Source organism: Enterococcus silesiacus (assembly GCF_001886225.1).
In the GTDB taxonomy this organism is placed as follows: Bacteria; Bacillota; Bacilli; order Lactobacillales; family Enterococcaceae; genus Enterococcus_L; species Enterococcus_L silesiacus.
The window spans coordinates 112,999-131,389 of sequence record NZ_JXLC01000003.1 but is presented as its reverse complement, the minus strand read 5'-3'; the positions used below and the strand labels follow the sequence as shown (position 1 = coordinate 131,389).

The 18,391-nt window shown below is 34.9% G+C and carries 31 protein-coding genes, 1 tRNA gene and 1 other annotated feature; of the genes, 7 read left to right on the top strand and 25 right to left on the bottom strand.

Annotation, left to right across the window (positions count from 1 at the left end):
• Positions 1 to 22: 22 nt before the first annotated feature.
• Genes RV15_RS03060 through RV15_RS03005 form a run of 13 tightly spaced genes read right to left on the bottom strand, consistent with a single transcriptional unit; the run spans position 23 to position 5,748 of the window.
• Complete coding sequence (locus RV15_RS03060) at positions 23 to 946, bottom strand: AAA family ATPase (RefSeq protein WP_071876584.1); 924 nt, start codon at positions 944 to 946, stop codon at positions 23 to 25.
• Between the two features lie 17 nt (positions 947 to 963).
• Positions 964 to 1,182, bottom strand: a complete 219-nt coding sequence (locus RV15_RS03055) for a hypothetical protein (protein WP_071876583.1) — start codon at positions 1,180 to 1,182, stop codon at positions 964 to 966.
• Complete coding sequence (locus RV15_RS03050) at positions 1,175 to 1,630, bottom strand: hypothetical protein (RefSeq protein ID WP_071876582.1); 456 nt, start codon at positions 1,628 to 1,630, stop codon at positions 1,175 to 1,177. Before RV15_RS03050 ends, RV15_RS03055 begins: the two co-directional genes overlap by 8 nt.
• Position 1,631: 1 nt before the next feature.
• The gene (locus RV15_RS03045) at positions 1,632 to 2,537 is read right to left on the bottom strand and encodes a lambda-exonuclease family protein (RefSeq protein WP_071876581.1); all 906 of its coding nucleotides are present in this window, start codon (positions 2,535 to 2,537) and stop codon (positions 1,632 to 1,634) included.
• A gap of 14 nt (positions 2,538 to 2,551) precedes the next feature.
• Positions 2,552 to 3,739, bottom strand: coding sequence for an SNF2-related protein (locus RV15_RS03040; protein WP_071876677.1), 1,188 nt, complete (start codon positions 3,737 to 3,739; stop codon positions 2,552 to 2,554).
• Positions 3,729 to 4,025 (bottom strand): VRR-NUC domain-containing protein, encoded by a 297-nt coding sequence (locus RV15_RS03035; protein WP_071876580.1) that lies wholly within the window; start codon positions 4,023 to 4,025, stop codon positions 3,729 to 3,731. The genes RV15_RS03040 and RV15_RS03035 overlap by 11 nt, the downstream gene beginning before the upstream one ends.
• Complete coding sequence (locus tag RV15_RS03030; protein ID WP_217265796.1) at positions 4,025 to 4,375, bottom strand: hypothetical protein; 351 nt, start codon at positions 4,373 to 4,375, stop codon at positions 4,025 to 4,027. Before RV15_RS03030 ends, RV15_RS03035 begins: the two co-directional genes overlap by 1 nt.
• Positions 4,376 to 4,422: 47 nt before the next feature.
• Positions 4,423 to 4,779, bottom strand: coding sequence for a hypothetical protein (locus RV15_RS03025; RefSeq protein WP_071876579.1), 357 nt, complete (start codon positions 4,777 to 4,779; stop codon positions 4,423 to 4,425).
• A complete protein-coding gene (locus RV15_RS18685; RefSeq protein ID WP_167364073.1) occupies positions 4,763 to 4,936 on the bottom strand; it encodes a hypothetical protein in 174 nt (57 codons plus the stop codon). Before RV15_RS18685 ends, RV15_RS03025 begins: the two co-directional genes overlap by 17 nt.
• Positions 4,937 to 5,128: a hypothetical protein gene (locus RV15_RS03020; RefSeq protein ID WP_071876578.1), complete on the bottom strand. Its 192-nt coding sequence runs from the start codon at positions 5,126 to 5,128 to the stop codon at positions 4,937 to 4,939. It lies immediately after the preceding gene.
• The gene (locus RV15_RS03015) at positions 5,122 to 5,355 is read right to left on the bottom strand and encodes a hypothetical protein (RefSeq protein WP_245791207.1); all 234 of its coding nucleotides are present in this window, start codon (positions 5,353 to 5,355) and stop codon (positions 5,122 to 5,124) included. Before RV15_RS03015 ends, RV15_RS03020 begins: the two co-directional genes overlap by 7 nt.
• On the bottom strand, positions 5,345 to 5,569 hold the full coding sequence (locus tag RV15_RS03010; protein WP_071876576.1) for a helix-turn-helix transcriptional regulator: 225 nt from the start codon (positions 5,567 to 5,569) through the stop codon (positions 5,345 to 5,347). Before RV15_RS03010 ends, RV15_RS03015 begins: the two co-directional genes overlap by 11 nt.
• Complete coding sequence (locus RV15_RS03005) at positions 5,566 to 5,748, bottom strand: hypothetical protein (protein ID WP_071876575.1); 183 nt, start codon at positions 5,746 to 5,748, stop codon at positions 5,566 to 5,568. The genes RV15_RS03010 and RV15_RS03005 overlap by 4 nt, the downstream gene beginning before the upstream one ends.
• Positions 5,749 to 6,050: 302 nt before the next feature.
• Here RV15_RS03005 and RV15_RS02995 point away from each other — a divergent pair, with 302 nt between their 5' ends.
• Complete coding sequence (locus tag RV15_RS02995) at positions 6,051 to 6,392, top strand: hypothetical protein (RefSeq protein ID WP_071876573.1); 342 nt, start codon at positions 6,051 to 6,053, stop codon at positions 6,390 to 6,392.
• A gap of 38 nt (positions 6,393 to 6,430) precedes the next feature.
• The gene (locus tag RV15_RS02990) at positions 6,431 to 6,811 is read left to right on the top strand and encodes a DUF2513 domain-containing protein (protein ID WP_071876572.1); all 381 of its coding nucleotides are present in this window, start codon (positions 6,431 to 6,433) and stop codon (positions 6,809 to 6,811) included.
• Between the two features lie 295 nt (positions 6,812 to 7,106).
• On the opposite strand, the gene RV15_RS02985 is transcribed toward RV15_RS02990, so the two are convergent.
• Together RV15_RS02985 and RV15_RS02980 are read right to left on the bottom strand one after the other, a co-directional pair.
• Complete coding sequence (locus tag RV15_RS02985; RefSeq protein ID WP_071876571.1) at positions 7,107 to 7,403, bottom strand: hypothetical protein; 297 nt, start codon at positions 7,401 to 7,403, stop codon at positions 7,107 to 7,109.
• 41 nt (positions 7,404 to 7,444) lie between these two features.
• Positions 7,445 to 7,669 (bottom strand): DUF739 family protein, encoded by a 225-nt coding sequence (locus tag RV15_RS02980; protein ID WP_071876570.1) that lies wholly within the window; start codon positions 7,667 to 7,669, stop codon positions 7,445 to 7,447.
• A 236-nt stretch (positions 7,670 to 7,905) separates the two neighbouring features.
• Here RV15_RS02980 and RV15_RS02975 point away from each other — a divergent pair, with 236 nt between their 5' ends.
• The 4 genes from RV15_RS02975 (at position 7,906) to RV15_RS02960 (ending at position 10,661) form a co-directional block, all read left to right on the top strand.
• Positions 7,906 to 8,352, top strand: coding sequence for a helix-turn-helix domain-containing protein (locus tag RV15_RS02975; RefSeq protein WP_245791205.1), 447 nt, complete (start codon positions 7,906 to 7,908; stop codon positions 8,350 to 8,352).
• A gap of 19 nt (positions 8,353 to 8,371) precedes the next feature.
• On the top strand, positions 8,372 to 8,854 hold the full coding sequence (locus RV15_RS02970) for an ImmA/IrrE family metallo-endopeptidase (protein ID WP_071876568.1): 483 nt from the start codon (positions 8,372 to 8,374) through the stop codon (positions 8,852 to 8,854).
• Positions 8,855 to 8,868: 14 nt separating this feature from the next.
• Positions 8,869 to 9,402 (top strand): hypothetical protein, encoded by a 534-nt coding sequence (locus RV15_RS02965; RefSeq protein ID WP_071876567.1) that lies wholly within the window; start codon positions 8,869 to 8,871, stop codon positions 9,400 to 9,402.
• A gap of 110 nt (positions 9,403 to 9,512) precedes the next feature.
• Positions 9,513 to 10,661 carry a site-specific integrase gene (locus RV15_RS02960; protein WP_071876566.1) on the top strand — a complete coding sequence of 383 codons (1,149 nt, stop codon included), beginning with the start codon at positions 9,513 to 9,515 and terminating at the stop codon, positions 10,659 to 10,661.
• 87 nt (positions 10,662 to 10,748) lie between these two features.
• Here RV15_RS02960 and rpmA read toward each other — a convergent pair whose 3' ends face one another.
• The 3 genes from rpmA to rplU are packed head-to-tail and all read right to left on the bottom strand — an operon-like array spanning position 10,749 to position 11,736.
• Positions 10,749 to 11,036 (bottom strand): 50S ribosomal protein L27, encoded by a 288-nt coding sequence (gene rpmA, locus RV15_RS02955; protein ID WP_071876565.1) that lies wholly within the window; start codon positions 11,034 to 11,036, stop codon positions 10,749 to 10,751.
• A gap of 12 nt (positions 11,037 to 11,048) precedes the next feature.
• Positions 11,049 to 11,393: a ribosomal-processing cysteine protease Prp gene (locus RV15_RS02950; RefSeq protein WP_071876564.1), complete on the bottom strand. Its 345-nt coding sequence runs from the start codon at positions 11,391 to 11,393 to the stop codon at positions 11,049 to 11,051.
• Positions 11,394 to 11,427: 34 nt separating this feature from the next.
• Positions 11,428 to 11,736: a 50S ribosomal protein L21 gene (gene rplU / locus RV15_RS02945; protein WP_010762829.1), complete on the bottom strand. Its 309-nt coding sequence runs from the start codon at positions 11,734 to 11,736 to the stop codon at positions 11,428 to 11,430.
• Positions 11,737 to 11,755: 19 nt separating this feature from the next.
• Positions 11,756 to 11,833: a sequence feature (ribosomal protein L21 leader region), on the bottom strand.
• Between the two features lie 172 nt (positions 11,834 to 12,005).
• On the opposite strand from rplU, the gene RV15_RS02940 reads away from it, so the two are divergent.
• Positions 12,006 to 12,079, top strand: a tRNA-Arg gene (locus RV15_RS02940).
• 63 nt (positions 12,080 to 12,142) lie between these two features.
• Here the strand turns inward: RV15_RS02940 and RV15_RS02935 are convergent.
• The 7 genes from RV15_RS02935 to RV15_RS02905 all read right to left on the bottom strand — a co-directional run bounded on the left by RV15_RS02935 (position 12,143) and on the right by RV15_RS02905 (position 18,378).
• The gene (locus RV15_RS02935) at positions 12,143 to 14,032 is read right to left on the bottom strand and encodes an ABC transporter ATP-binding protein (RefSeq protein WP_071876563.1); all 1,890 of its coding nucleotides are present in this window, start codon (positions 14,030 to 14,032) and stop codon (positions 12,143 to 12,145) included.
• Positions 14,025 to 15,761, bottom strand: a complete 1,737-nt coding sequence (locus tag RV15_RS02930) for an ABC transporter ATP-binding protein (RefSeq protein ID WP_071876562.1) — start codon at positions 15,759 to 15,761, stop codon at positions 14,025 to 14,027. Before RV15_RS02930 ends, RV15_RS02935 begins: the two co-directional genes overlap by 8 nt.
• The gene (locus RV15_RS02925) at positions 15,758 to 16,222 is read right to left on the bottom strand and encodes a MarR family winged helix-turn-helix transcriptional regulator (RefSeq protein ID WP_071876561.1); all 465 of its coding nucleotides are present in this window, start codon (positions 16,220 to 16,222) and stop codon (positions 15,758 to 15,760) included. Before RV15_RS02925 ends, RV15_RS02930 begins: the two co-directional genes overlap by 4 nt.
• Positions 16,223 to 16,449: 227 nt before the next feature.
• Entirely contained in the window at positions 16,450 to 16,956 is a 507-nt protein-coding gene (locus RV15_RS02920) for a hypothetical protein (RefSeq protein ID WP_071876560.1), read from the bottom strand.
• Entirely contained in the window at positions 16,956 to 17,276 is a 321-nt protein-coding gene (locus RV15_RS02915) for a collagen-like triple helix repeat-containing protein (RefSeq protein ID WP_071876559.1), read from the bottom strand. The genes RV15_RS02920 and RV15_RS02915 overlap by 1 nt, the downstream gene beginning before the upstream one ends.
• Positions 17,273 to 17,503 (bottom strand): hypothetical protein, encoded by a 231-nt coding sequence (locus RV15_RS02910; protein ID WP_071876558.1) that lies wholly within the window; start codon positions 17,501 to 17,503, stop codon positions 17,273 to 17,275. The genes RV15_RS02915 and RV15_RS02910 overlap by 4 nt, the downstream gene beginning before the upstream one ends.
• Entirely contained in the window at positions 17,503 to 18,378 is an 876-nt protein-coding gene (locus RV15_RS02905) for a phage baseplate upper protein (protein WP_071876557.1), read from the bottom strand. Before RV15_RS02905 ends, RV15_RS02910 begins: the two co-directional genes overlap by 1 nt.
• Positions 18,379 to 18,391 lie beyond the last annotated feature (13 nt).

The window sequence follows — 18,391 nt, the reverse complement described above, 5'->3', positions numbered from 1 at the left end:
TTTCATTTTCTGTAGTAGTGTTTTAGATTTGTGGTTTAATTCGTTTGCCTGTCCCAGTGGTATTTGCTGCCACTTTAGATGCTTCTTTATTAACAGGAGCTGTCTTTTTTCTTGCTGGCTCAGTTTCTTTTTTTGATTCAGTTTTTTCAATTGCTTCTTTACTGGGAGTTTCCTCACTAGTTTCTGCAGCAATTAAAACATCTTCTTTTTTCTCAATTTCTTTGACGATCGCTTCTTGCTGTTTTTTCGTAGTTTTTGGAGATTTACCAAAAACCCCAGTAATTGAATCTAAGATTTTTAAAATTGCCGGATCGTCTACTTGATCTCTCATGTAGTCTTTTCTTCTAGCTTTAGCTACACGGATATAATTTTTCCCTACTTTCTTACATTGAATAGATAAATCACAATTCCCGTTCACGATATTTTGATGTTTTTCTTTCAGTGAAGGAATTTCTATTTCAGTTAGTCCTTCCATTTTAGAAGCATTTCTGGAAATGTAGATTACATTCATTGGCAATGATTTTAGTTCAATAACCAGCTGCTGAAAAATATTAGTAAAGGCTGCGTAACCTTTCCCGTAAGGAATATCGCCCAACGTTTCAACATCTTCTTTGTCACAGATGTACTGTTCGAGCATCACAATAATGTCATCGATAACATCCAGAACCACTGTTTGATAGGTGTGTTTTTCGGTTTGCAGTGCAGTGATTAATTTATCTAATTGATCGATCACTGAACGCTTTATTTTCCCTTTTTCATCTTTGATGTTTCTAAGTTGAACTGAAGGAACAGTGTTTGCCTCAGCATTCCCATCTGTGTTAAATACAATTGGGTTCGGAAATTGTGTTGCTAGAAACGACTTGCCGCCCATTGTTGGTCCCCAGATGAAAAAATTTCTAGGTGTGTCTTTTGGTACTTGTGGTTTGTTTGGTGGTAAAATCGACATTTATTTTCTCTCCTTCCTTATCCTAAAAATCCATTGTCTAAAATGTCTCTGCTCCGATTTAATTCTTCAATAACTTCGAATTCATAATAAGAACCTGCTTCTTTGTGCTCTTTTTGATTCACCTTTTGTCCTGTGACAACACCATCAGATTCTTTTATCATTTTTTCGATATGATCATCAGCTTCTTTTCTTGTTGATGCATAAAACTTTCTTGTTGTTTTTAGTGGTCTAATCATTTTTTATTCCTTCTCTCTTTTTATTTATAAATTCAGCTTGTGACCAAAATCCTTTCTGACCTTTGCTGCTTATATACTGATGTTTCATTTGCGTCCGATAATTTTCATAACCACCGTATTGAACGATCCTTCGTTCTCTATGATCTAAAATATGTTTAACGGCTTTTTTTCGTTGCTGTTTTGTTGCAGCATAGATATACTGAGTAAACTTATCTTGTTTGACTATTCGCTGGCCAGAGTGAGTAACATCCACCATGAACATATAACTTAGAGTTTTCTTTCCATCATGATCACCAATCCTTAATGAATTCGATAGACCGCAATCAAACTTGAAATAAACACTATTCGTTGAATAAGCATCATATCTTTGTATAACTACACCTTCTTGAAGCAATTTAGATTCTATATAATTGGCCACACGATTTATTTCTTTAGAAGTAGCTTTCATATTATTCAGCCTTTGCTTTAATCCTGATTGATCCTTTGACCTGAGATTCTTTAAGATAATTTTCATACACATCAGGAAGTTCTTTTTTTAGCTTTGTACTATCAACTGATTTACGAACAGTCGGAAGTACTCTGGTTATTAATAGATCACCTGTATCAATTTTTTTGATGTCATTTTCTTCCATTTTTTGATAGAGTTGCTCTCTGAATTCTTTTTGTTGCGCCTCAATTATTTTTGCTTTTCCTTTGAATTCCATCATCTGCAGTTCAAATTTCTCTACACGAGCAACCAGTTTATCTACATCATTTCCGATTGAATAATAGTCTTTTTCAGACATATCAGGATATTCTTTCAAGTATTCTAGACGGATCCAGAATGTCTCAATGGAATCAAGTATTTTTTCGATTGCAAGTTGATCTCGTTCTATTTCTTTGATTTTTAAATTGGCTGAGTCAAATTCCATATCAAAATCAGAAGGTCGTTGATACATGGCCAACCATCCATAATTGCAACCTGTTTGATGGAAATACAGCTGCATCTGAGCTTCGTATACTTTCATAGTCGGTTTTGATCCATGAGTTTTTATTTCTAAGAGAATTTTATTTTCTTCATCAATACCATCTACATTGGATCGAATCATTTCATCTCTATCGATGAAAGTATCTGGATGAAAATGTAAACTGTTTTTAGTATTGATATATTCCCGAATAGATGGCTCCATCTTATTTCCGAATTGGATATACGGATTACTGATATTTTCTGCTTTAATAATTCCGGCTTTTTCTTGCGCCAGCTGGTACTGTGTTTTATATTTTGATAAACCTAAAATGACTGGTACATCTGAGCCGCCAACAAATGAACTCCGGTTCTCGGTTACATTATTGTCTGTTTTTTCTAGTCCGAACATTTACTTCACTCTCCTTACAATTTAGTCTTCATATACAACTCTTCTGAAAAGTCTTGCTTTTGTTCTAATGCTTCATAAACAGCTTGTTCGATCGTTGCTTGAGTGATGAAACGCAGCACTGTAACTTTCTTCGTTTGACCATTCCGATATGCACGACCTAAAGCTTGACTGTAATCTTGATAAGAATAAGTCGGTGTATAAAAGACAACTAAATTTGAATACTGCAGTTCAATGCCAGCACTTCCAGCCATGTATTGAACAAAAGTTACTGAATTTTTTAGTTTGTCCCATGTTTCTTTATGGGGTAGCTTAGATGCCTGACCACTCACTTCAAAAATTGTTTTACCTTTAGCCATTTTTTTTAGCTCTTCGACTTCCTTCTGATAGTAGTAGAAAATTACAATATTATTGAATGTCCCTTCAAACAGCATTTTTATATATTCCAATTTGTCTTTCTGATTCGCATAGAACCTCAAACCATGAGCAAGTTTAGATGGCGTATCATAATCAACATCTTCATACACACGATCTTTAGAAATTTTTTGATACTCACTAGCCCTAACAAATGGAACATCTTTGATAACTAATGGCGGCAGATCTAACGCATCATCTTTACTAATTGAGATAGTAAAACTGTTGTACATTTCTTGGAGTTCTTCTTCATATTTCCATCCTTCAATTTTTGGTATTCTTCTATTCCCCAGAAACATGGTTCCCCATAATGCATGACGATCATTCATTTCTTTCTTATTTTTGAAGTAACCGAACATGATGAAATAGTTGTACGTATCTTCCCAGCCGTTGGAAGCAGGTGTCGCAGTTAACAATTCAAAGTGTGTAGACTGCTTTGTTAATTTGACAGCTGCCTTACCTCTTTTACTTGTCGGATTTTTAATGTAATGTGCTTCATCAATGATCACGAACCAACCTTTATACAGCATGTAACTGTCTGCTAGTTTTCCAAAGCTTAATTCTGCATAAGTGATTTCGATCTTATAGAAATTACAGACTGCTTGAATATCTCTGCGCCAACCTTCCTCTTTCAATTTCTGAGGTGGAGCGACTATCAATAAAGGTTCACCTTTTGACCATTTCAAATATTGATGAATGGAAGTGATCGTTTTACCCGTACCTGTATCTAAGGCAAACAGGTAGTTACTGTCTGCTATTTCAACACTTCGTTTTTGAAACTCATATAACATTTTCATGCTTGAGCATTGCGGATACTTCATCCACTGATTTTGCAAAGAAAGCTACACCTCCTGCATCTTGAATTTTTTTGATTTTACTTTTCTGTAATGCGGATCCTCTACCTTTTCCGTCAGCTCGCTTTACTTCAATTCCGATAAAACGGCCGTTTACACATGCTAAAATATCTGGAGTACCTGAAGGCTGATACATCGATCCGTGTACTTTCAAATAATAGGCACCTAAAGAATCAAGATATTTTTTTATTTTGTCTTCAACTTTCTTTTCCGGTCCAGCCATTACTTTACTCCTGGAATGCTGAACTCAAAATTAAATGAAGTTTCTGGTCGATTGATATGATCCAAAATAGAAGTCCAAAGAGTACTATGCACAATGACATGCTGGAAAAATTCTTCACCATTTTTATAATCTTTGATAAATGATGTATCGTGACATTTTACCCAGTAACGATCCTTTGACTTATAAATGAATAGAAGGATGTTTCTCAAGTGATCATCTTCTAATTGAACAATAGGGGTAACTGTTCCCATTCCATCCATCCAAAAATCACTATTTAAAATAGATTCTGTTGATCGATTTGGCGTATTATACTGGTTTGATCCAGTATATTGAGTTGCTGACATTTCCATTTTTTAATTCCCTCTTTCATGTTATAATTTATTCATTCAATATTTATTTAATGGCTGGTTTCGTTGGCAGACGATTCCGGCTCTTGTTTTATACATTTAAGGGCTTCATCAGTTAGTTTATAAACTTCTGCTGCTACATAACCAGTTGGGATAATATATTGTAATTCAGGAAGAATAACCCCAGCATTGACCAAAGCTACAGCAATACCTTCGTTTTCTGACCACGTTTTTATTGCTACCTCACTAGAATCCAATTTATCACCTGTATTCACACTTGCCATTGCGATCAATTCACCCTGGTAGTTGGTATCTTTTGCACCAATTAACTGGATAGCTTTATTTTCGTTATCCGCATAATTGGCGAATACTACTTCACTTAAGTAATCATTAAATGTTGCTTTCATTTTCATCCCCCTGTTCTTTTATTTTTTTGATAACTTCGTTATATGCTTTTTGACGACCTAACGCTTCAATATGTCCCGCATTATCTGAGGGCAACATTCCTTTTACCACTTCCATTTGTTCAATGCTGTCTTCTAACCATTCAGTTAATTTTTTCATCTACATCCCCACTCTCTGAACTTTGTCTAGGATCAACATGAACTTGTGATACATTTCGGTTAGCTGATCTGTTTTCTTAAAGTCCTGATCTTTCAACGGTTTAGTATTTTCATGATTGATTAATGCTGCATAGTTATCTCTTTTGTCTTTGATAGCTTGGACAACTAGCTTATTTTGTTCTGGATTTAGCATTGATCTTGACCTCCAAAAGATATTTTTTCAAAACGTTCATTAGAATAAGCCTCTCCATCAATTTCTACTATGTCATCAGACATATCTTCATCATCAACATCGGTCTTACCATATTCCCCACCAATCCATTTTTCATAGGCTTCTTCTTTCGAATTAGCTTCAATTCCTACACACCTAGTCACATTTGTATCCCAAACGAAATTGTATAGTTCCAAACTATTCCCCACCCTCAATCACGAAAAGCTGTTCAACAGTTGTACCTAAAACCCTTGCTAAAGCCAAAGCTAATGTCACACTTGGTGTATATTTACCTTCTTTGATTTTTTTGATAGTTACTTCCGAAACGGCTGGTTTGACATAGTCATTCACTTTTTTGGCGAGTTGTTTGTTACTCATCCCTTTGTCGAGTTGTGATAAATAGCTATTTACTGTTTGTTTCATTTTTCATACCATCCTTTCATAATTAATTCGTTGATTATTTTCATCTTTGCGTTAATCCATGCTATTTCACTTTTTTCAGCTTCACTGATCGGCCTGTGTCCATCTATAGCCTTGATGCCAATATCACACTTTCGAATCTGTAATCTACATGTATAGTTGATCACTGTTGCAGGATTCATTTTTATTAGCCCCCTACTTTGCGTTTTTCCTCGGTCGTTTGTTTACCCAAGTTATATGCTGTGGAAACTCAAATACTTTATTCACAACATATACCACGATCATGAGTAGTCCTGCCCAAATTGATAACCACGAGATAAAAGCTAGTAATATTGCAAACGGCGTTTCTAGTAATACACTAATTAGTTTGTGCTTCATTTCCAATCCCCTTTCATAAATTCTTATTGTTAGAAATTATTTTGATTGGTATACTTTATCTATCAGCAGATGGTCAGCTGAAATATATTAAGGTCGGTGTTTATTTATGCCAGAAGTAGAATTAACCAAGGATGCTCAGTATATGATTGCAGTAATCTACAAAGAATATATTGACAGAATCAACAACGGTATTTCCAAATCTCAAGCCAAAAATTTAGGTGGCGGTGACCAGCTTTACAATCTTCTCTTTCCAAATATGCTTTTTGAAGATTTTGAGGACACTATGAGAACACTTTCCAGAAATGAGTATATTAATGTCAATTGGTCTTCAAATAAGATATACCTCGCTTTTCTAAAAGATGACGGAATCATTTACATGGAAAATAGATTCAAAAATAATGTTCAGGACGTTATTAAATTCATCACTAATATAAAAAATATTCTATAAGTATTAAACAATTACATTCAGAATTGAGGTAAAACAACGTGAGACTAAATCCTGATTGCATAAGAGATATTCTATTAACTGTTGAAGAAATTTGCGATCCTAACCATTTGTTTGACTATCGGTCTGATAGTGATAACGAGCACATTAAAAATTATGATGAAAATACTTTGTACTATCATTTTCGGCAAGCTGATTTAAGTGGGCTGCTTTATAAAGCAGGTTATGATATGGCCGGCAACTTTTACGCTTATGATTTAACACCTACAGGACATCAATTTATAAATGATATTCGATCAGATAATAACTGGAAAACTACTAAAAGCATTGCCTCCAAAGCGGGTAGTTATTCTCTTGACGCTCTTAAATCAATCGCCACTGGTGTCATAACAAATATAATCAATCAGAATCTAAATTCTTGATTGTTACTAGCATTTTCAAATTGAGTTCAGCATAGCCGTGCGAACTCTTTTTTATTTCAAATTCTTTTACCCATTCACCGAAAAAAACTAATAGTTCGTGCTTTCTTAACATACATTTTTTGAAGTTCCTTTGATGCGGATATTTTTTTCATCTTTCCCCTCTCCTCCACAAAACACTACAAACCCACATCACCGCTAAAATTAAATATCCTTGCACCGTCTCACCAGCGGCAAAACATAAAATCGTTACTAATAGTAGGATTATGTTTGCTGAGATAACCACCATTTATCCTCCTCAAATTTTGATCTTAGTATTGTCAAAAGCTTTTAAAATATTAGCTCTTTCAATACGAATTGTGTTCTCTCCCCAAATCATAGGGGTGGCACCATTTGCTATCAGATGATCCAAAGTACTATCACTTATTTTTAAAATTTTTCTTATCTCTGATTTATTAGGTGCTGGCGGTAAATCAAGGATCCTACTTACAAGATTCAGACGTTCCTCGAATTCTTCCTCTAGTTCTCGTTTGGCCTCATTAATCAAATCCCGCTTTACTTCATCCGAAAGAATTAATTCTACTTTTATGGCCATATAAATATCTCCTTTCTGCACTTTGTTGTAGCTAACAAAGTTCACGAAACATGAACTTTCGATTTAAAAAAATATTGATAAATCTCGGAAGTCTCTATCCCGAGCAATTCGCAGGCTTGTATCATTTCATCATCTTTCCAAGAAACTCTACTATTTAACTTTAATGAAACAGTTCTTTCTGAAAGTCCCATTGCAATCGCAAAATTATATTGGGTTCCAAATTTTTCGACAATTTTTCCTGACAATGTAGAATAATCATAACTCATTAAATTTCCTCCTTCCTTTTGTTCACGTTTCATGAACTTTATAATTTCATATTACACTGGACTTTGAACTAAGTCAACATAAAAGTTCACGAATCATGAATTTTTTTATTGTACTTATATTCAATTAGTTATATAATACAAAATATAAGGAGGCGATCATCATTAAAGTTACTACTGAAGTTAGACTCAAACAGATTATGAGCGAGAGAAATATCAAGCAGATTGATATAATTAGAATGTCCGAGCCTTTTCAAAAAGAATTAGGAATAAAAATGGGAAAAAGTACATTTTCACAGTATGTAAATGGGAAACAATCCCCAGATCAAGATAGAATATACCTCCTATCTAAAACTTTAAATGTTAATGAGCCTTGGTTAATGGGTTATGACGTTGCTAAAGAAAGGATACCAGATGAAAAACGAGATACTTTAAATTCTAAAAATGATATTTCTTCTATATATAACAACCTAAGCGAAAGTCGCCAATCAAAGGTATATGATTTTGCAAGACAACAATTAGAAGAGCAAAATAAAATTAAAGAATTTCCACTTCCTAAAAAAATCGATACCCTTGCTGCTCACTCAGCTGATCCAGAAAAAGTATATACGGATGATGAGGTAAAGAATATTCATTCTTATTTAGATAAACTAGATGACGAATATGATTCAAAGCATAAAAAATAAATTTTAGTTGGTGATTAATTTGAATGACTATGAAATATTAGTTGAGGAAATTCAAAAAAGCGTGCCGATCATCGAAAAAGAGTTATATGCCAATACTGGTTGTTTTGGATTATATCGTAACGGTCGCATTTATATTGAACAAACATTGGAATTAAAAAGAAAAAAAGAAATATTAGCTGAAGAGTATGCTCATTATAAAACTTCTGTGGGTGAAATAATTAATCAAAATTCTACAGAAGCGAGAAAACAAGAAAATAAAGCCAGAAATTATTCATATGATATCCTCGTTTCTTTAGATGATTTAATTGCTTGCTCTGAAGCTGGTCTCAATACTCATTATGACTGTGCTGAATTCCTTAACGTTTCAAACAATACTCTAAAAAAAGTATTCTCATATTATCAACAAAAATATGGGTACACTTATTTTTATAAAGGAAGAATCTTTGAGTTTCGAGATTCATCAGTAATGATTTTAAATACTGGATTACTACAAAATTTATGAGGGAGATTTTTGAAATGAAAAAGATTGCAATTATTTGTATTTTTAGTGGGCTATTTTTAGTGGGGTGTGGTGATAGTAACAAAGATACCAAAACTGCGAACAGTAAAGTGGATCAATTAGAGTCACGAGTTAAAGAATTGGAAAGTTCATCTAGTACTGAAAAAGAAGATACAGCAACTGAAATTGTAAATACTTTTAAAGAAAAGGGATTACCTGTGTTCGATCCCCAAACTACTGGCCAAGAAAAACTTAACGAATCTGATTATGATTTATCTAGTTCAAATTATTTCTACTACGCCGCAAAAGATTCAATTCCAGATACTCTTTTTGCTAATCTTATTAATGTTGAAGTGGCGACAGATAAGGAAAATACTGAAAAAATTATTAACAATAACGAAACACGTAATGAAAATGCAGCTGGGGATCGTGTATCCTGGTTAGTAAGATATGTTGTTAATGAAAAACTTAATGCGGTTCTTACTGTTGGTTCTGCGGTTTCTGATGAGGATTTCAACAAGTATAAAGAAGTATTTGAACAAATAAAATAAAAAAACGTACCCCTCCCGCCAAGAAGTAAGTACGTTAAACAATAAAACCACCTATATAATAGGCTTATTTAGTTGTGTCTATTGTATCAAAATTGAAGGAGTGATACAACATGATCAAACAGTACGAAAAGAAAAACGGTGAAAAACTTTGGTATTTTAAAGCCTACTTAGGAATAGATCCCTTAACAGGTAAAAAGAAATATACCACAAGAAGAGGATTCAAAACTAAGAAAGAAGCAAAGACGGCTATGTCTATGTTAGAACTATCTGTAAAAGAAAATGGATTTTCAAGCAGTCAAAAAGCTCCTACTTTTAAAGAAGTTTCAGATATCTGGTTTGCTCATTATAAAAAAAGTGTAACAGAGAGTACTTTATCACGAACCAGAATATTGTTTGATAAACACATTTTGCCCAAGTTCGGATCGATAAAAATAGATAAAATCGATACTATGAATTGCCAAAAAATAATAAATGAATGGCATGAAAAATCAACTTATAAAAATTACCCGCTGTTTATGAACTATATTGATAAAGTCTTCAAACTGAGTATTAACATGGGTATAACTAATCAGAACCCTACCACTAATGTACTAATACCCGTTAGAAAAAATAGTAACACAGAAAAAAAACTGAAATTTTACACGAAAGATCAATTACAAAATTTCTTAGCAACAATTGAAAATGAGCAGAATCCATATTTCAAGATTAGAGATTATACTCTGTTTCGTTTGTTAGCCTTCAGTGGCTGCCGCATTGGTGAAATATTAGCCCTCACGTGGTCTGATTTGGATTTCAACACAAATACCCTTTCCATTCATAGAACAGTAACAAAGGGGCAAGATTACTATATTTCAGAAACACCAAAAACGAAAAAATCTAATCGTCAAATTGTATTAGACCAAAAAACTATTAAACAATTAAACAAATGGAAACTGTCACAAAAACAATTTCTTTTCAAGTTTGGTTTTAGTCAGCCAGCTTTTATTTTCACCACTGAAAAAAATAATTTTACCATTAATCAGGCTGTTACTGAACGATACAAGGTTTATCAGAATAGAGCAAAGTTGCCTGACATTGGTTTGCATGGATTTAGACATACTCACGCCTCTATGCTATATAACGCTAAAGCTACTGATAAAGAAGTCGCAGAACGACTAGGCCATTCAAATATCAAAACGACTCTAAACATATATACTCATTTATCCGATGATCAAAAAGAAGGTACAACTGAAAAACTAATAAAATATATAGAGTTTTAGAAAGTATGGTCAATAGTATGGTCAAAAAAATATCTATAAACAAAAAAAGAGCCGAACCCTTTGATATACAAAGGACTCAGCTACTTATTAATTTGCTACTGGGTAAACAGACACTTGTTTTTTGTCACGGCCTTTACGTTCAAAACGTACTACACCGTCAACTTTAGCAAATAAAGTGTCGTCTCCGCCGATACCTACGTTTGCTCCTGGGTAAATTTTAGTTCCGCGTTGACGGTATAAAATTGATCCACCAGTAACAGTTTGTCCATCAGCACTTTTAGCGCCTAAGCGTTTAGATTCTGAATCACGTCCGTTGGAAGTAGAACCTCCACCTTTTTTGTGGGCGAATAATTGTAAATTCATATTTAATAACATAGTCTGCACCTCCTATTTTTCATTTATGGTTTTGACTTGAATAAAGTCAAGATTTTCTTGCTCGATTGCTTGGAGACCTAATAAAAGATTTTCCAAGAGAATTTGGGCAATATTGGTTTGTTCTTGATTGGCCTTTGAAATCATTTCAACATAAAGGTATCCACCATTATCTTCATCTGTTTCAACAATCGGTTGAACACCAGCTAAAGCATCGATACCATTGACGGTGCTTATCGTTAATGCAGACACAGCCGCACATACGATATCACTGCCATAAGGACCTGATTCCGCATGCCCTGAGACTTCAAAAGACAGAATTTGACCTGCCTCATTTCGTTTAAAAGAACTTTTAATCATTGATAGGCCTTCTTTCCTATGCAACTTAAAAGAATTATGCGTTGATTGCGTTGATTACAACTTTTGTATATGGTTGACGGTGACCTTGTTTGCGGTGAGTGTGTTTTTTAGGTTTGTATTTGAAAGTCACGACTTTCTTTTGTTTGCCGTGTTTTTCTACAGTTCCTTCGACAGTTGCACCTGCGACAGTTGGAGCTCCTACTTTCGTAGATTCGCCACCCACTAAGATAACTTCGTCAAAAACAACTTTTTCGCCAGCTTCTACGTCTAATTTTTCAACGTAAATTGCTTGACCTACCTCAACTTTTACTTGTTTACCACCAGTTTTGATAATTGCGTACATGCTATACAGCACCTCCTTCTTCTAGACTTAGACTCGCCATCCCAAGTGATGATTAGTGTCATACTTAAAAACTTGTTCTGTGCGGTTGTAGCTGTGGAGTCCACAATTACAACATTAACATTGTATCAAAATAAGAAACGAGAGTCAATAAAAACTTGGTCATTTGGCGATATAAATCACTTTTCAAAAAAACTTGGTTGTTATTTCAAATTTATGATTGACTTTATTTTATATGTTCATTATAATAAACTCTGTTGCGTTAACATATTGCGCCAATAGCTCAGCTGGATAGAGCACTCGCCTTCTAAGCGAGCGGTCGGGAGTTCGAATCTCTCTTGGCGTATTATTTTAAACGTTTATATCGAAAAACACCGATCACTAGCTGATCGGTGTTTTTTTATTGTTCTTATGATAGTTCTACTTTTCCTGTGTATAGTTGATGATAAATTCCTTTTTCTTCAAGTAAGTCTTCATGACTGCCTCGTTCGATGATTTGGCCATGATCCATTACCATGATTGCATCTGAATTTTGAATCGTCGACAAGCGATGTGCAATAACAAATACCGTTCTGCCTTTCATCAAACGATCCATTCCAGCTTGTACATGTTTTTCAGTTCTGGTATCAATACTTGATGTCGCTTCATCTAAAATCATTACTGGTGGATCAGCAATCGCAGCTCGAGCAATGGATAATAATTGACGTTGCCCCTGTGACAAGCCTTCTCCATCACCAGTAATCACAGTATCATATTTATTAGGTAAATTATTAATAAAATCTTCCGCATTAGCGAGTTGAGCGGCTTGAATCACATCATCATCCGATGCATCTAGCTTCCCATAGCGGATATTTTCGCGAATCGTCCCTGTGAATAAATGCGTGTCTTGTAAAACAATCCCTAAGGACCTTCTTAACGAATTCTTTTTGATTTTTTTCACATTGATTCCATCATAACGGATTTTTCCTTCTTGAATATCGTAGAATCGATTGATCAAGTTTGTAATCGTCGTTTTACCAGCTCCTGTCGCCCCTACAAATGCGACTTTTTGACCTGGTTCAGCATATAGATTAATATCTTTTAATACTCGATGGTTATCTGTATAGCCAAAAGACACATCTTCAAAACGCACATCCCCTGTTAGCTCCGTATACGTAACCGTACCATCTGCATGTGGGTGTTTCCATGCCCAAATCCCAGTCCGCGCTTCACTTTCAACAAGATTTCCTGACTCACGATTTACATTGACCAACGTCACATAACCATCATCAATTTCTGATTTTTCATCAATCAAATTAAAGATCCGATCTGCTCCTGCTAACGCCATAATCACAAAGTTGATTTGTTGCGACACTTGGCTAATTGGCATATTCAAAGAACGACTTAATTGAAGAAAAGAAGCAATCATCCCAATGGTCAGACCAGAGACACCATATACAGAAAAAATACCTCCAACTACTGCCAAGAGTACATATTGAATGTTTAGTAAATTCATCATGATCGGCATTAAGCTATTCGCATATTTATTCGCTTGAGTAGCGCTTTGGCGTAATTCTTCATTGATGCCTTTAAACTGTTTGATTGTTTGCGGTTCATGATTAAATATTTTCACCACTTTTTGACCATGCATTATTTCTTCGATATAGCCGTTTACGCTGCCTAAATCCCGTTGCTGCTTGCCAAAATAACGGCTACTGCGCCCAGCGATCATCCGAATCGTCACAATCATTATGGCAACCGAGACGATCACCACTAAAGTCAATGGTACACTGATGGTAAACATGGCAATAAACACGCTGACAAAACTGACCACAGCTGCAATCAGATTAGGAATACTTTGAGAAATCATCTGTCTTAAAGTATCCGTATCATTGGTAAAATGACTCATGATATCTCCGTCAGAATTTGAATCGAAATAACGGATTGGCAGTGTCTCAAGATGGGTAAACATTTCATCTCGAATCGTTTTTTGTGTTCCTTCACTAATACGAACCATGATTAGATTAAAGCCTAAATTTGAAATAATCCCAACACCATAAATTAGTGCCATCGTTGTAATTGCCTTTAATAGTCCAGAAAAGTTAGGATTGCTTTGTCCAAGTAGCGGCGTAATATAATCATCGATCACTACTTGTAAGAATAAAGAGCCTCGAACATTGGCAAAGGTACTTAGTAAAATGAGAATCATTACTAATACGAGACGAAACTTATATTTTTTAACCATATATGAAAACAGCCGCTTTAAGGTTTTCAAAGGATCTTGACTTTTGCGAATCCCTTTTGTTTGTTCATCACGCATTCTCTTCACCAAATCCTTTCTTTTGAGACTCGTAGACTTCTTGATAAATCTGATTACTAGCTAATAATTCATCATGGGTTCCAATAGCATTGATCAAGCCTTTATCCATGACAATAATGCGATCAGAATCTTCAATAGAAGACACACGCTGGCCGATAATAAACGTTGTCGTTCCAGGTATTTCTTGTCGCATTCCTTCCCTGATCAAACGATCTGTTTTTGTATCTACGGCACTTGTCGAATCATCTAAAATCAAAATTTTTGGTTTTTTCAATAATGCACGTGCTATACATAAACGCTGTTTTTGTCCACCCGATACATTGTTTCCACCTTGGGAAAGCATCGTATCATATTTATCAGGAAATTCTTCGATAAAACTATCTGCCTGAGCAATTTTACAAGCTCTGATCAAGTCTTCGTCTGTGGCCTCTTCGTTTCCCCAGCGCAGATTTTCTTTGATTGTTCCTGTAAACAATACATTGTTTTGTAAAACCATACTGACTTGATCCCGCAAAGATTTCAAATCATAATTCCGCACATCATGTCCGCCAACTTCGACCGAGCCTTGCGTTACATCGTATAATCTTGGAATCAACTGAACGAATGTTGATTTAGAACTACCGGTTCCACCAACGATCCCGATCACTTCACCTGATTTTATTTCCATATTTGCATGCATCAACGCCAATTTTTCAAGATCATTCGCATAGCTAAAACAAACATCATTAAAGCGAACAGAACCATCTGGAATTTCATAAAGAGGATCTGCATTGTTTTTTAAATCACTTTCTTCTGATAACACCTCAGTGATTCGCTCAGCAGAAGTCCGTGCAATCAGTACGATGACAAAAACCATTGATAACATATTTAAACTCATTAAAATTTGCATTGTATACGTAAACATACTGACCAATTCCCCAGTAGTCAACGTGCTCCCTACTACAAATTTTGCCCCTAACCATGAAATCAGCAACATACAGGTGTAGACTGCAAACTGTAAAATGGGATTATTAAAAGCAACAATACTTTGTGCTTTTGAGAATGTTTTGTAGATATCTTTAGAAACTGTTTTGAATTTTTCGTCTTCATGTTCTTCTCTTACATAAGATTTAACGACACGAATCCCTTGTAAATTTTCTTGAACAACGTTATTTAATTTATCATAAATACGAAAAACTTTGTTAAAATTAGGATGAGCAAAATAAATAACTAGCGCTAAACCAATCATCAAAAACGGTACAACCCCTAAATAAATCAAGGACAGATCCTTATTGATACTATAAGCCATGGCTAATGAAAAAATCATGATCAATGGACTCCGGACTAAAAGCCGAATAATCATTTGGTAAGCATTTTGAACATTGGTCACATCTGTTGTCATCCGTGTAATTAAGCTTGATGTGGAAAAGCGATCAATGTTAGAAAAAGAGAAACCTTGGATGCGAACAAATAATTGATCTCGTAAATTCTTGGCAAACCCAGCTGAAGCAACTGCGGCATAACGACCTGACATCGCACCAAAAAATAACGCAATGATTGCACACACAAATAAAATCGCTCCATACATTAAAATAGCATTTGTATTTCCCTTTTCGATGCCATTATCAATCATCATTGCCATCACTAGAGGAATAATGATATCTAGAATGACTTCTCCTGTTACATAAAGCGGTGTAATGATACTTTCTTTTTTATAGACACCTATGTTGGCGATCAGTTTTTTTATCATGTAACTAGTTCACCTTCCTTATTTATTTTTTTGCTGTTTTCAGATAGTTTTCCCAATAATTTAAAAAAGATTACTAGTTCTTCTTCTGGAATTCCCCGAACGAGTAACTCATCGAATTTATGTAACTTCACAATGTTTTCTTTGACTTTCTGTTCGCCTAAATCAGTTAAAATAATCGTTTTGTACCGATTATCTTTCTCGAAACATCGTCTTTCGATAAATAAGCGTTTCTCCATTGTTTGTAAGACACCTGTCGCAGTGGACCGCCGAATATCGAATTCTTGTTCGATATCTTTTTGATAGACTGGTACTTGTTGACTATTACGGCGGTGAATGAAGTTTAAAATACGCATTTGGATGCTTGAAGAGGTTTCACCACCGTCTTCTTTTAAAATTTCTGCTGCTTTTCGATTGAGTTCGTTAGCTAAAATTCTGATTTTTAGACCGATTTTTCTGTCCATGATTTACCTCCTTGTTAAATAGTTCGGTTCCTAACTATATTACGATAAGAACTATGGAAAGACAATAGTTAATATTTCATTCTAATGTAGACTAGTTCTCTTTTATCAATATTTGAGGAAAGAAATTTTCCCAACAACTTCACACATATAGTTACAACATTAAAAAGACTGTAGATAAAGTCTTTTGAGACAATATCTACAATCTAAAAATATTACTCTTCCTTTTTTTAATACTCATAAACTTTCGTTAGTACATACATCTTGTTCCCTTTACCTGTTGTATCTTTATCTGGAGAATTATTAGCATTTCCTGATAATTTAACATCATCAATATATAAATACTTAACTTGAGGATTTGATCCATTATAAGCACAAACTGGAAAAACCATTCCTTTTCCAGAATGATATTTTACAAATTGTTTCGGTACATAGGAAAATTGAAAAGCAGTTCCACTTGGATTTCCAGTTTCTGAATATACTTCCCATTGTAAGATCCAACCATTCGAACATTTTGACAAAGGTTTACTAGGAATCGTTGTTTGACCTGCCCCTCCATACCATGAACCTGACCAAAGTGCTTGTTCAGAAGCTACTGGTTGTAATTTCTTTGTTAGATTTTCAGTCAAATTTTTTGATAACGCATTTAGTTCATCTGTAAAACCATCGACTGCTGAGCTGTGTGTCTTCGGATAAAGCAAGTTCCCTTTTTCTTCTAATTGTACGATATCTGCCATTATACTGCTCCCACCTTACTAAACGTTATTGTTGGTAATGTATCTAATTTTTTCTTGTCTACTGCACTCATCAGTCCGTTGACTGTTTGCGTTGCCGTAGTTGTCGTTGTTGCATTTACGCCCGCTGGTCCTTGTGGTCCCGTAGCACCAGTAGCACCTTTTAAGCCTTGAGGTCCTGGTGCCCCCGTTGCTCCTTTTGGACCTGCAGGACCTGTATCTCCTTTTTCACCTTTGATCGTTGTCATTCCTTCAACTGCGCTGACGTGCGTTTTAGGATAAACAACAACGCCATCATTTTTTAATTCAACAATATCTGTCATACCGTTCCCACCTTCTCTATTGTTATTCCTGTTCCTTCAACATCTAAATCTTTTGCTGTTAAGGTGATGTCTCCAGTTTTACCATTGATCGACGTTACACCTGTTCCTATCGTTTCAATTTTATCTAATCCAAGAACCGCGCTAACATGGGTTTCAGGGAAAACTTGACGTTGCACACCGGATTCATCTGTTTCCATTATTTTTTTGATTTCAACTTCATGTGCCATCAAACTGAACCTACCTTTCTTAGAAAGAAAGTATTTTGCTTTTCACTATCGATTTCAGCTACAACTAAAGCTGCAGCTTCTTTTTGATGAGTAACTGTTCCGCTTTTAACTACGCTATGATTCAAGCTGAATTTATCGTCTCTAATTGTTCTAAGAATGCCTATTTCTCCACTTTTCAAAGTAAAATGTGCCTGCTTTAATTCTTCAATTAGATTCAAAAGATTACCAGCAACATTTTCATCTAATATTTCTTTGATTGTCGCAAACCATTTATCAAATTCTGCTCTTTGAACTGTAGTCCATTGATCATATCGTTCTTGATTTGTTGTGACCCATCCTTGAAACTCTGCAATGATCCGCTTTAGTTCTTCTTGTGCCACTAAATACCAGTCATCATAAATCTCCCGACACGTTTTTACCCATTCAGTAAAATAGCGTAAGATTTCTTCAAACGTCCAAATATAGTTACTATCTTTGATTCCCTCTTCGTAAATACTTTCTTTAACGTGGTAAGCAAAATCTCGTGTGGAAAATTGTTGACGCCAACTTAGGTCTTTTTGAAGTTCCCTAAAGCTGAAATACGCTGTATTTTCTCCTGTATTTTGCATATCATAATTAGTTAATGTGTATTGTAGTTTACCTTTTTTTGCATCAATGATTTTCGTGACTTTTTGCTCAGACAAACCAAGTCCGGCATGGTGTCCTTGTTTGACGCAGAAAAATGGGGTTAAATTTGAAATGTCTTTTGGTTTACCGTGTTCCGTGATCGTCACATCCAAGACTTGAGTTCCTTCGTCAAATTGGCGAATCATGATTGATGGAATATTGTCGTTTGGTTGTGTGATCGATAAAAAAATTGGATATATAATTGACATTTGCTCACTCCTT